Here is a 12731-nt window from a genome sequence, read left to right as displayed (position 1 = left end):
GCCCGCGCTCAATTCGGCGGCGGGGTCTTCAGGAACTGCGGATTGCGCCGTGCCTTCGTGGCCTGTTCGAAGCCGTAGGCGATCGACAGCAGCTTCGGTTCGCTCCAGCGCGTGCCGACGAGATGGATCCAGGTCGGCATGCCGCGGCTGTCCATGCCGGCGGGCACCGAGATGGCGGGGTAGCCCGCCATGGCACCGCTGCGCCCCGGCGTGAGGATGGCATCCACGCCGTTGGCCTGCAGCACGCGGTCGATCTCGGCCGCGACGCGCGCCTTCTGCTCCCGCGCCTTCCGTTCGTAGGTGGCCTCGTCGGCCTTCAGCAACCGGACGGCTTCGTCGATCGATCGCTGCGGATAGGGCTTGCCCCCGGGATCGAGGGGCGCGGTCTTGTTGAAGGCCTGGAGTTCCTCGATGGTCTTGACGGGAATGCCGCGCCGGGTGGCGAGGTAGGCATTCAGTTCACGGCCGAAGTAGTACGACAGCAGTGTCGTTTCCTCGGGCGCGGATTCATCGGGCAGGTCCACCTCCACCACGATGGCGCCCGCATTTCGCATGGCATCGATGGCCTTGGGAAAGTCCGGGAACAGCATCGCGCCGATGCTCGAGAGGAAGACCGAGGGATAGCCGACGCGCCGGCCCTCGAGCCCGCCGGACCGCAGGAACTGCGTGTAGTCCACCGCGTGGGTCCGTGCATCGGCGGTGGCTGCATCCTTCGGATCGCTGGCCGCCATCGCCGAGAGCAGGATCGCCGCGTCGCGCACCGTGCGTGCCATGGGGCCCGCCGTGTCCTGCGTGCTCGCGAGCGGAACGATGCCGGTCCTGCTGACCAGGCCGAGCGTGGGCCGGATCCCGACGATGCCGTTGGTCGCCGCCGGGCAAAGGATCGAGCCCTCGGTTTCGGTGGCGACCGCGAGGGGCGCGAAGCCCGCGGCCACCACCACGGCCGAGCCCGCGCTCGACCCGCAGGGGCTCTGGTCGAGCACATGGGGGTTCGCGGTCTGCCCGCCCCGCCCGCTCCAGCCGGCGTCCAGTGCGCTGTCGCGATAGCCGGCCCATTCGCTGAGGTTCGCCTTGCCCAGGATGACCGCGCCGGCATCGCGCAGCCGGCTGGCGACGAAGGCATCGCGGGTCGCGGGCTGTCCCACCATGGCCAGCGATCCCGCCGAGGTCTGCATCCGGTCGCCGGTGTCGATGTTGTCCTTGAGGAACAGCGGGATGCCGTGCAGCGGACCGCGCGACTTGCCGCTCGCGCGCTCCGCATCGAGTTGCTCGGCGATGGCCAGCGCATCGGGATTGAGCTCGATGACGGCGTTGAGGGTGGGCCCGCGCTTGTCGAGCATGTCGACGCGCTTCAGCAGGTAGGCCACCATGTCCCGCGAAGTGGCGCCCTGCGCCGCCTTCTCGGCGAGGCCCGCGATGTCGGCGTACTCGATGCCTTCGAGCGAGGGTGGGACCACGGCGGGGCCGACCGGTGCGACAGGCACCACGGATTCGACGCCGGTGCCATCGGTCGTCGCAGGCGGCGCCGCGGCGAACGGCGCGATCCTGGCGCCATCCCCACCGCCGCACGCCCAGAGCACGAGGCCGCAGAGCAGCACGCAACCGATCCTCGCGGCCGACACGACGCGGCGCGGACGAACATCATTCTTCACTTTCACTCCTTGTGGATCGTGGGGAAACGAGGCGAGGGTCGCGGCACGCGGCGGCGACCTCAAGGCTTGCAGTTCGCATCGGTAGCTGGCGGGATCACCGGCGCGATGGTTCCGGGCCCGATGGCCGCTGGCAGGATGCGGGTGCTGCCTCCGTCGCCACCGCCGCAGGCGCTGAGCACGAGGCAAAGAAGCAGCGCGCACGCGCGCCGCGCAAGGATCGCGGATTGGATCGGCATGAGGACTCCCTGTGTCTGGAACGAAACGCCAGCCCTCAGGCCGCGGGTTGCCCGGACGCGCAGGGCTGCGGCGCATCCTTGGCCAGCACTTCGAGGAAGACCGCGTCGGGCGGTCCGGCCCTGCCCTTCTGGTTGATGCCCTGCACGTAGAGCAGGTGCTTGCCCGGCATGAAGGCCGAGGTGTCGATCACGCCCGACACCTTGACCCTGGGCCCCGCGCCGAAGGCCGTGTCGGCGGTGGTGCGCAGCGGGATCGCCCGGGCCGCGCCGTCCCAGGGCGGCGTGTTGATGTAGGCGTTGGCGGCCTGGATGGGCTGCGGGTCGTGCCGGGTGACCGGCAGCCTGCTGTCGCCCTCGGCGTAGAGGTAGCGATCGTCGTCGATCGTCGCGGTCAGCGTGACGGACTCGCCCTGCCGCACCGTGGCCGCCGACAGCTGGATGTCGGCGGCGTCCGGCCCCAGCGGAAGCTGGTAGGGCGCCTTCAGCGTGCGGGCCGCATAGCGCAGCGAGGCCACGTTCTTCGGGAAGGTGTTCTGCTCGAATTCCTCGCAGGGCTCGTAGAACGAGGTGCCGAGCTCGATCGTGAACGAAGGCGCCCCGAGCTCGCCATAGAAGGTGTCGGTGGTCGTGCCGTCGGTGTCGTAGTCGATGATCTGCTTGGCGGCGTAGCCGTTGTACCAGGCGAGGCGCTGCGCGAAGGCCGCCATGCCGTCGTCGTTCGCCGTCTTGGAATCGCCGCGCAGCGACTCGCGCCGGATGCCCCATGGCCACAGCACCAGCTGCGAGAAGCTGTGGATGTCGAGGTACAGGCCCTCGTAGTCGCCGGGCGCGCCGGTCGCGAAGTCGTCGGCCGCGGCCGTCCTTCGGTCGCGCAGCAGGCCGCCCGTGAAGTTGCCGTCCTGCTGGCGCGTGCCCGCGACGTACCTGACGATGGCGGCGGTCTCGGGCTCCGACGCGGCGGAAGGGCCCCGGAAAGTCTGTTCGCAGGCATCGCCGCTGGATCCCGCGCCGTTGGTGCTGTTCCAGCCGAACGGGAAATTCCGGTTCAGGTCCACGCCCGATTCGATGGGGTCCGTGAACCGGGACAGGAACGGGTCGTCGGATGTCTTGCAATAGCCCTCCACGAGATTGACGTTCTTGCGCCATCCCGAGCCGAAACTCTGCGGCACGGCCTGCTCCGCGAGCTTCCGACCATCGGGATTCGCATGCAGGATGAAGTGGAACTCGTTGTGATCGAGCAGCCAGGTGGCCGTGGGATCGATGCCATGGTTCTTCACGAGCCATTCGGTGAAGCGAGTGGAGATCTCGGCCGGCGTGTATTCGCGCGCATGGATCGACGAGGTGGTGACCATGCGCGGCACGGTCCTCTCCTGGATGCGATCCTGGTTGCCGATGACGACGGCGCGCAGCGGATTGCCCTTGCTGTCGGGCAGCAGGTCGAAGTCGATCAGGCTGACGACGCTTTGTGGCAGGTACTTGATCAGCACGTTGCGAAACGACAGCAGCTGCGTCTGCACCCAGGTCTGCCCCACGGGCGCGACGCGGACCAGCTTCGGATAGCGCGCGGCCAGCGCGTCGATGTCGAGATTGGCCTGCTCGACCGTGCGGTAGCAGGCGGCATTGCCTTCGAACGGCGGATCGCCGGGCTTGCCCAGCTTCAGCAGTTGCTGCCGCTGCTGCTGGAAGCCGCGGATCCTCTCGGAGCCTTCCACGTCGATCTCGACCGCATAGCCCAGGCTGCGCAGCCGTTCGACGCCGCGCGAGTCGAGTTCCGTCGCGAGGGTCTTGCCGACCTTGTCGACCCGCATGTGATCGATCCAGCGCGACAGGCGCTGGATGTCCTCGCGCGACGCATAGGGCACGCGCACCGACCAGATGCGGCCCTGCTCGAGCTGCGCTGGCGGTGTGGCCGGGGGGTCGACGGTGCCCTGCGCGATCGCGGGTGGCGCGAGCTGTGCGAGCACGATCAGCCCGCAGAGCGCGAGACGAAGACGCGGGCGCCGAGGCGCCGTATGAAGACCGGGTGTCATGTGGGTTGTCCTGTGCTGCATTCCATGAAGTCCACCGACCCGGCCCGCTGTTCGGCAGGCCAGGTCGGCACCGTCGCGAAGGGCATCGGCAACTCGCGTCCACACGGGTCCTCGACGGGACCGTGTATTTGTGATGGATGGCGCATGGACGCGCGGGTGCGTTCCCTCCCTGTTCCGCACCCGAAGCAGGCTCACTGCGTGAGCAATGCCTGCTGGCGAAAAAGAATAAGGGCTCGAGCGTCCGAGCGAAACAGCCGCTCGTCCTTATTCTTTCGAGAAAGTCGGCGCGTCAGTCGCGCAGCCTCGGCAGCAGCGCGAGAAAGGCCTTGAGCAGCGGCGACTCGTCCGACTTGCGCCAGACCACCAGCGTGTCGACATGCGTCTTCTCGCCCTTGAGCGGACGGAACACCACGCCCTCGCGATGCAGCGCCTTCACGCAGGCCGGCACCAGCGCGACGCCCACGCCGCCCGAGACCAGGCTCACGATGGTGTTCATCTGGCGCGCCGGAAACATGCGCGGGCTGAAGCCGCGCCGCATGCAGGTGGCGACGATGGCGTCGAACATCTGCGGCCCGATGTGGCGCTCGAAGCCCAGGAAGCGTTCGCTCGCGAAGCGCTCGAGCGCCACGCTGCCGGGCCGCGCGAGCGCATGCGTCTCGGGCAGCGCGAGGATCAGCGTGTCCTTCTGCACCAGTCGCGAGTCCAGCGTCGGCGGCATCTCGGCCGGCTGCAGGATCAGGCCGATGTCGAGCCGGCCCGACTGCACGTCGGCCAGGATCTGCTCGGTGATGCCCTCGCGCAGCGCGATGCTCGCGTTGGGATGGTTCTCGTTGAAGTCGCGCAGCACCTGCGGCAGGAAGGTGTAGGCCGGCAGGCTGATGAAGCCGACCGCGATCGAGCCCTTGAGGCCGGCCGCCGCGTCCTTCGCATGGCGGCGCAGGCTCTCCATGCCGCCGAGCACGGCGCGCGCGTCGCGCAGGGCCTCCTCGCCCGCGCGCGTGATCGCGATGCGGCGCGAGCTGCGCTCGAACAGCGCGACGCCCAGTTCCTCCTCCAGCTCCTTGATCGCGAGGCTCACCGGCGGTTGCGAGAGATTGAGGCGCTCGGCGGCGCGGCCGAAGTGCAGTTCCTCGGCGACGGCGACCAGGCAGCGCAGGTGGCGGAGTTCCATCGATCTGAATCCTGTATTGATCGATCTGAATTGTAGATTTGTTGCTATGGATCAGCGCTCCTAGACTCCGCGGCCATGCGCCGGCCCTACCCCCTGCCGCGCAGTCAGGAGACAAAGTGAACAAGCAGTCGACGACGGCCCTGCCACGAGCAAGGACCGTGGTCCACCCTGGGCCCAGCGGCCCCGTGAGGATCAACCACATGCGTGCCGACCATGGTCGGCACTTCCGGCTTTCGCTGCCCGCGGGCCGCACCCTGCACGAGGGCCTGGTCGAGGCCCTGGCGCGCGAGGCGGTGCACAGCGCCTCGATGACGCTGCTCGGCGGCGACCTCGAGAGCCTGAGCTTCTGCATGGCCCTGCCCGACCCCTCGGGCCGCGTGCTCGCCACCTACGGCGCGCCGGTGCCGCTGCGCGGCGCGCGGCTGATCTTCGGCAATGCCACGCTGGGCCGCTCGGCGTCGAACGCGCCGCTGGTCCATTGCCATGGCGCCTTCTGCGAGGCGGACGGCGCGGTGCGCGGCGGCCACATCCTCTGCGACCGCAGCGTGGTCGGCCGCGTGCCGGTCACGGTGCTCGTGACCGCGCTCGACAGCTTCGAGCTGCGCGTGGCCTACGACGAGGAAACGCGCATGCCGCTGATGCGCCCCGAGGCGAGGGCCGGTCATGTCTGAAGTCCACCGGATCGAACGCGGCCGCATGGGCCGCGTGGCCTACGCACGCATCGGACCCAACGAAGACCTGATGCAGGGCGTCGAGAAGCTCTGCGTGGCCCAGGGCTTTCGCCATGCCTTCGTGCGCGGCGCGCTCGGCAGCCTGATCGACGCCTGCCTCGAGCGCCCCGACGGCGCCTGCCAGGTGATCCGCGGCCCGGCCATCGAGGTCGTGAGCCTGGCCGGCGAAGTGCGCCGGCAGCCCGACGGCAGCCTGCGCTCGGCCCTCACCGGCGTGGTCGCCGACACCGAGGGCCGGGTCTACGGCGGGCCCTTCGTGGCCGGCGCCAACACCGTGTGCGTCACCTTCGAGGTCACGCTCGAAGAGTGGCTGCCCGCCGACGACGACAACTGATTTCGACAACTGCAGGACTCCCATGACAGACACCTCCTCCTCCCGGCGCGTCGCCGTCGTCACCGGCGGCGCGCGCGGCATCGGCCTCGCGATCGGCCAATGGTTCCTCGCGCACGGCCACCAGGTCGCGCTGCTCGACAACGACCGCGCCACGCTCGAAGCGACCGGCCGCACGCTCGCCCAGCCCGATCGCGTGCTGACCGTGAACTGCGACGTGTCCGATCCCGCGCAGGTCGACGCGGCCGCGCATGCCGTGGTCGCGCGCTTCGGCCGCGTCGATGCGCTGGTCAACAACGCGGGCGTGGCGGTGTTCAAGCGCGTGGCCGAGACCAGCTTCGCCGACTGGCGCACGGTGCTCGGCACCAACCTCGATGGCGCGTTCCTCTGCACCCAGGCCTTCGGCGCACTGATGGTGCAGGCCGGTGGCGGCGCGGTGGTGAACGTGGCCTCGATCTCCGGCCTGCGCGCAAGCACGCTGCGCGTGGCCTACGGCACCAGCAAGGCGGCGCTGATCCACCTGACCAAGCAGTACGCGGTGGAGCTCGGCAATGCCGGCGTGCGCGTGAACGTGATCGCGCCGGGCCCGGTCGAGACCGAGATGGCCAAGCTGGTCCACAGCGTGGCGATCCGCTCCGACTACTACGACGCGATCCCGCTCGGTCGCTACGGCAGCGTGGAGGAGATGGCGAACACGGTGGGCTTCCTGTGCAGCGACGCCGCCAGCTTCATCAACGGCCAGGTGATCGCGGTCGATGGCGGCTTCGACGCCGCGGGCGTCGGCCTGCCGACCCTGCGCCGCGGGCTGCCGTCCGAGCGCGCCGCCGAAGCCGCGCACGCCTGAAGGAGCCGCACGCCATGAACCACGACAACGCCTTCATCGCCGGCTGGGGCCACACGGTCTTCGGCAAGCTCGACGCGGTCGACAGCGAACAGCTGATCCGCGATGCGGTGAATCCCGCGCTGCACACGGCCGGGCTCGAGGCCGCCGACATCGACGGTGTCTTCGTCGGCCACTTCAACGGCGGCTTCATGCCGCAGGACTTCAGCGCCTCGCTGGTCGCGCTCGCGGTGCCGGCGTTGCGCCATGTACCGGCCGTGCGCATGGAGAACGCCTGCGCCACCGGCTCGGCCGCGATCTGGGCCGCGCTCGACGCGGTACAGAGCGGCCGCGTGCGCCACGCGCTGGTGGTGGGCTTCGAGATCATGAACGCCGTGCCCGCCCCGATGGTCGCGCAGACGCTGCTGCGCTGCTCCTACGTGAAGGAGGAAGGCGACACGCCCGCGGGCTTCGCGGGGGTGTTCGGCCGCATCGCGGGCAGCTACTTCGAGCGCTTCGGCGACCAGGGCGATGCGCTCGCGGCCATCGCGGCCAAGAACCACGCCAACGGCATGCACAACCCCTTCGCCCACATGCGGCGCGACCTGGGCTTCGATTTCTGTCGCCAGGTGTCGGAGCGCAATCCGGTGGTCGCGGGTCCGTTGAAGCGCTCCGATTGCTCGCTGGTCTCCGACGGCGCCGCGGCGCTGGTGATCTCGGCCGCGCCGACGGCATCGGCCCGCGTGCCGGCCGTGCGCTGGCGCTCGCGCACGCAGGTCAACGAATACCTGCCGCTGTCGCGCCGCGATCCCACGCGCTTCGAGGGCGCGGCGCTTGCATGGAGCCGCGGGCTCGAGGCGGCCGGACTCGCGCTGGACGACCTCGGCTTCGTCGAGACGCACGACTGCTTCACCGTCGCCGAACTGCTCGAGTACGAGGCCATGGGCCTGGCGCCGCACGGCCAGGGTGCGCGCGCGATCCTCGACGGCGTGACGCGCAAGGACGGCCGGCTTCCGGTCAATCCCTCGGGCGGCCTCAAGTCGCGCGGCCATCCGATCGGCGCGACCGGCGTGTCGCAGCACGTGATGGCGGCGATGCAGCTCACCGGCCTGGCGGGCGACATGCAGGTGGCCACGGGCCGGCCCGGCGCCGTCTTCAACATGGGTGGCGCTGCGGTCGCCAACTACCTCAGCGTGCTGGAGGCGGTGTGAGCGCGGCACAGGCGGCGAATCTCTCGGTGCTGCTGTCGCAGACCGCGGCACTCTTTCCCGACCGGCCGGGCCTGATCCTCGAGGACCGGACCTGGACCTGGCGCGAGATCGACGCGCGCGTCAACGCGCTGGTCGATGCGCTGCGCGCGCTCGGCATGCAGCCCGGCGACAAGCTGCTCGTGCAGTCGCGCAACAACATCGCGCTGTTCGAGAGCTGCTGGGCCGCGTTCCGCCTGGGCGCGGTCTGGGTGCCGGTGAATGCGCGGCTGACTCCGCCCGAGGTGGCCTACCTCGGCAGCGCGAGCCGAGCTACGGTGATGCTCGCGGAGGACTGCTTCGGCGCGCACGTGGAGGCGGTGCGCGCGGCCTCGGCGCACCTGCGCCATGTGGTGACGATCGGCAAGCCTTCGCAGGGAACGCAGGGCTACGAGGCATTGCTCGCGGCGCACGCTGGCGCGGCCAATGCCACGGCACCGGTCGATGCCGACACGCCGCTGTGGTACTTCTACACCTCGGGCACCACCGGCAAGCCCAAGGCCGCGGTGCTGACCCATGGGCAACTGGCCTTCGTCGTCACGAACCACCTCGCCGACCTGATCCCCGGCACCACCGAGCGCGACTGCTCGATCGCCGTCGCGCCGCTGTCGCACGGCGCGGGCATCCATGCGCTGCTCAATGTGGCGCGCGGCGCCGCGACCGTGCTGCCGGCCTCGGACCGGCTCGACCCGCCCGCCATCTGGGCGCTGGTCGAGCGGCACCGGGTCAGCAACCTCTTCACCGTGCCCACCATCGTCAAGATGCTGGTGGAAGACCCGTCGGTCGATGCCTTCGACCACGGCTCGTTGCGCTACCTGGTCTATGCCGGCGCGCCCATGTACCGCGCCGACCAGAAGCGCGCGCTGCGCAAGCTGGGCCCGGTGCTCGTCCAGTACTTCGGCCTCGGCGAGGTCACGGGCTGCATCACGGTGCTGCCGCCCTCGATGCATTCGGCCGACGATGCCGATCCCGCTGCGAACCTCGGCTCCTGCGGTCGGCCGCGCACCGGCATGGAGGTCGCGATCCTCGATGCGCAGATGCAGCGACTGCCGGCCGGTGCCGTCGGCGAGATCTGCTGCCGCGGCCCCGCCGTGTTCGCGGGCTACTTCGACAACCCCGAGGCCACGGCCAAGGCGCTGCGCGGCGGCTGGTTCCACACCGGCGACCTCGGGCGCATGGACGAGCGCGGGCTGCTCTACATCACGGGCCGCGAGTCCGACATGTACATCTCGGGCGGCTCCAACGTCTATCCGCGCGAGGTCGAGGAGATCCTGCTGACCCATCCGGCGGTGCGCGAGGCCGCGGTGCTGGGCTGGCCCGACGCCAAGTGGGGCGAGGTCGGCGTGGCCGTGCTGGTGTGCGAGCGCGACGACGTCGACGCCGAGGAGATCCTGCGCCACCTCGACGGCCGCTGCGCCAAATACCGCTGGCCGCGCCACGTGCTGTTCTGGCCCGCGCTGCCCAAGTCGGGCTACGGCAAGGTCGCGAAGAACGACATCCGCCGGCTGCTGGCCGAGGGCGCGGAGATCGCGGAGGTCGCCATCGCCTGAAGTCCCATCCCCCTCCCCCACAGCGTTCGACAGATCCCGAGAAAACCCACACAACAGGAGACAAGCGCCATGAACATACAACGCCGCACCGTGCTGCGCACCGCCGCCGCCGCATCCACGCTGGCCCTGCCGCTGCGCCACGCCTTCGCGCAGAAGAAGCCCTACAGCTACAAGTACGCGAACAACCTGCCGGTCACGCACCCGATGAACATCCGGGCCAAGGAGATGGCCGACGCGATCCGTGCCGAGACCCAGGGCCAGGTCGACATCCAGATCTTTCCGAACAACCAGCTCGGCTCGGACACCGACATGCTGAGCCAGCTGCGCTCGGGCGGGGTCGAGTTCTTCACGCTGTCGGGCCTGATCCTCGCCACCCTGGTGCCCGCGGCCTCCATCAGCGGCGTGGGCTTCGCGTTCCCCGACTACGCCAGCGTCTGGAAGGCGATGGACGGCGAGCTCGGCGCCCACATCCGCCAGCAGATCGCCAAGGCCAACATCCTCGCGATGGACCGCATCTGGGACAACGGCTTCCGCCAGATCACGTCCTCGAGCAAACCCATCGCGGCGCCGGCCGATCTGAAGGGCTTCAAGGTGCGCGTGCCGGTCTCGCCGCTGTGGACCTCGATGTTCAAGGCGCTCGAGGCCGCGCCGACCTCGATCAACTTCGCCGAGGTGTATTCGGCGCTGCAGACGAAGATCGTCGACGGCCAGGAGAACCCGCTCGCGATCATCTCGACCGCCAAGCTCTACGAAGTGCAGAAGTACTGTTCGATGAGCAACCACATGTGGGACGGCTTCTGGTTCCTCGCCAACAAGCGCGCCTGGGATCGCCTGCCGCCCGAGCTGCAGGCCATCGTGGCGCGGCACGTCAACGCCGCCGCGATGAAGGAGCGCGCCGACGTGGCCGAGCTCAATACCGGGCTGCAGAAGGAACTGGCCGCCAAGGGCATGCAGATCAACCAGCCCGACCCGGCCGCCTTCCGCGACCAGCTGCGCAAGGCCGGCTTCTATGCCGAGTGGAAGGCCAAGTACGGCGACGAGGCCTGGGCGCTGCTCGAGCGCAGCGTGGGCAAGCTGGCATGAGCGCCGCGCTGGGGCATGGCCACGGGGCCGCGCTGGCTTTCGATGCGGCGGGGTCGAACCCGCTCGCGGCGCGCATCGAGCAGGCGCTCGGCGCCGCGGTGAGCGTCGCGGCCGGCGCGCTGGTGCTGGCCGACGTGGCGGTGCTGCTCGCGGGCGTGGTCGCGCGCTTCGTGCTGCACCAGCCGCTGATCTGGTCGGACGAGCTGGCCTCGATGCTCTTCATCTGGCTGGCGATGCTGGGCGCGGTGGTCGCGCTGCGGCGCGGCGAGCACATGCGCATGACGGCGCTGGTGTCGGGCCTCGCGCCCGAACGCCGGCAGCTGGCCGAGGCGCTCGCGCTGTGCGCGGCCCTCGCCTTCCTCGCGATGATCGCGTGGCCGGCCTGGGAATACGCCGCGGAGGAACGCTTCATCACCACGCCCGCGCTCGACATCTCGAACGCCTGGCGCGCCGCCGCCCTGCCCGCGGGCGTGGCGCTGATGGCGCTGTTCGCGGTGCTGCGGCTGTTCCGCGACTTCGACTGGAAGACCACCACCAAGGCCGTCTGCGTGGTCGCGATCCTCGTCGCGGCCTTCGGCTTCGGGCGTGCCGTGTTCGAGGACCTGGGCCGGCTCAACCTGCTGGTCTTCTTCGTCGGCGTGGTGCTGGCCTGCGTGCTCGGCGGCATCCCGATCGCCTTCGCCTTCGGCCTCGGCACCTTCGGCTACCTCGCGCTGACCACCGACACCGCGCTGCCCGTGATCGTCGGGCGCATGGACGAGGGCATGTCGCACCTGATCCTGCTCGCGGTGCCGCTGTTCGTCTTCCTCGGCCTGCTGATCGAGATGACCGGCATGGCCAAGGCGATGGTGGCCTTCCTCGCGAGCCTGCTCGGCCACGTGAAGGGCGGGCTCTCTTACGTGCTGGTGGGTGCGATGTACCTGGTGTCTGGCATCTCGGGATCGAAGGCGGCCGACATGGCGGCGGTCGCACCGGCGCTGTTTCCCGAGATGCAGAAGCGCGGCGCCAGCGACGGCGAACTGGTCGCGCTGCTCGCGGCCACGGGCGCGCAGACCGAGACCGTGCCGCCGAGCCTGGTGCTGATCACCATCGGCTCGGTCACCGGCGTGTCGATCGCGGCGCTGTTCACCGGCGGGCTGCTGCCGGCCGTGATCCTCGGCCTGATGCTGTGCGTGGTGGTGCACTTCCGCAGCCGCCACGAGGACCTGAGCCGGGTCGAGCGCTCGCCCTGGTCCCAGGTGCTGCGGCTCGCGCTGGTGGCGCTGCCCGCGCTCGCCCTGCCCTTCGTGATCCGCGCCGCCGTGGTGGAAGGCGTGGCCACCGCCACCGAGGTCTCGACCCTCGGCATCGTCTACGCGGTGGTGGCCGGGATCGCGATCTACCGGCAGTTCGACTGGCGCCGGCTCGGGCCGATGCTGGTGGCCACCGCCTCGCTGTCGGGCGCGATCCTGCTGATCATCGGCACCGCCACCGCGATGGCCTGGGGCCTCACGCAGTCGGGCTTCTCGCGCTGGCTCGCCGAGCTGATGGCGAACCTGCCGGGCGGCGCCGGGATGTTCCTGGCGGTGTCGCTGGTGATCTTCGTGATCCTGGGCTCGGTGCTCGAGGGCATCCCGGCGATCGTGCTGTTCGGCCCGCTGCTGTTTCCCATCGCGCGCCAGCTCGGCATCCACGAGGTGCACTACGCGATGGTAGTGGTGCTGTCGATGGGCCTGGGCCTGTTCGCGCCGCCGCTCGGCGTGGGCTACTACGCGGCCTGCGCGATCGGGCGCGTGCAGCCCGACGCGGGGATCGGGCCGATCGTGGGGCACATGCTGGCGCTGCTCGCCGGGACGATCATGGTGGCGGCAGTTCCGTGGCTGTCGATCGGCTTCCTCTGA

11 protein-coding genes are annotated in these 12731 nt (G+C 70.0%); 7 read left to right on the top strand and 4 right to left on the bottom strand.

The features are described 5' to 3' along the window. Positions 1-8: 8 nt before the first annotated feature. The 4 genes from ACODT0_RS28315 to ACODT0_RS28300 all read right to left on the bottom strand — a co-directional run bounded on the left by ACODT0_RS28315 (position 9) and on the right by ACODT0_RS28300 (position 5089). On the bottom strand, positions 9-1652 hold the full coding sequence (locus tag ACODT0_RS28315) for an amidase family protein (RefSeq protein WP_216087298.1): 1644 nt from the start codon (positions 1650-1652) through the stop codon (positions 9-11). Between the two features lie 59 nt (positions 1653-1711). Next, a complete protein-coding gene (locus ACODT0_RS28310; RefSeq protein WP_172705291.1) occupies positions 1712-1888 on the bottom strand; it encodes a hypothetical protein in 177 nt (58 codons plus the stop codon). A 35-nt stretch (positions 1889-1923) separates the two neighbouring features. After that, positions 1924-3918, bottom strand: coding sequence for a M14 family zinc carboxypeptidase (locus ACODT0_RS28305; RefSeq protein ID WP_296735689.1), 1995 nt, complete (start codon positions 3916-3918; stop codon positions 1924-1926). 289 nt (positions 3919-4207) lie between these two features. Then, positions 4208-5089: a LysR family transcriptional regulator gene (locus ACODT0_RS28300; RefSeq protein ID WP_057591871.1), complete on the bottom strand. Its 882-nt coding sequence runs from the start codon at positions 5087-5089 to the stop codon at positions 4208-4210. A 200-nt stretch (positions 5090-5289) separates the two neighbouring features. On the opposite strand from ACODT0_RS28300, the gene ACODT0_RS28295 reads away from it, so the two are divergent. From ACODT0_RS28295 to ACODT0_RS28265, 7 genes are all read left to right on the top strand, one after another. Then, the gene (locus ACODT0_RS28295; RefSeq protein ID WP_256222667.1) at positions 5290-5760 is read left to right on the top strand and encodes a DNA-binding protein; all 471 of its coding nucleotides are present in this window, start codon (positions 5290-5292) and stop codon (positions 5758-5760) included. Next, positions 5753-6154 carry a PPC domain-containing DNA-binding protein gene (locus ACODT0_RS28290; protein ID WP_057591869.1) on the top strand — a complete coding sequence of 134 codons (402 nt, stop codon included), beginning with the start codon at positions 5753-5755 and terminating at the stop codon, positions 6152-6154. The genes ACODT0_RS28295 and ACODT0_RS28290 overlap by 8 nt, the downstream gene beginning before the upstream one ends. Before the next feature lie 22 nt (positions 6155-6176). Then, entirely contained in the window at positions 6177-6995 is an 819-nt protein-coding gene (locus tag ACODT0_RS28285) for an SDR family NAD(P)-dependent oxidoreductase (protein WP_057591868.1), read from the top strand. A gap of 14 nt (positions 6996-7009) precedes the next feature. Beyond that, a complete protein-coding gene (locus tag ACODT0_RS28280) occupies positions 7010-8182 on the top strand; it encodes an acetyl-CoA acetyltransferase (protein ID WP_489042843.1) in 1173 nt (390 codons plus the stop codon). After that, positions 8179-9768, top strand: coding sequence for an acyl-CoA synthetase (locus ACODT0_RS28275; protein ID WP_489042842.1), 1590 nt, complete (start codon positions 8179-8181; stop codon positions 9766-9768). The genes ACODT0_RS28280 and ACODT0_RS28275 overlap by 4 nt, the downstream gene beginning before the upstream one ends. A gap of 69 nt (positions 9769-9837) precedes the next feature. Beyond that, a complete protein-coding gene (locus ACODT0_RS28270; RefSeq protein ID WP_261210570.1) occupies positions 9838-10851 on the top strand; it encodes a TRAP transporter substrate-binding protein in 1014 nt (337 codons plus the stop codon). Then, on the top strand, positions 10848-12731 hold the full coding sequence (locus ACODT0_RS28265) for a TRAP transporter large permease (RefSeq protein WP_413765329.1): 1884 nt from the start codon (positions 10848-10850) through the stop codon (positions 12729-12731). Before ACODT0_RS28270 ends, ACODT0_RS28265 begins: the two co-directional genes overlap by 4 nt.

The sequence above is a fragment of the Variovorax sp. FG153 genome, from assembly GCF_057809595.1.
The sequence above is the reverse complement of the archived record's forward strand: the minus strand, read 5'-3'. Positions and strand labels throughout refer to the sequence as shown.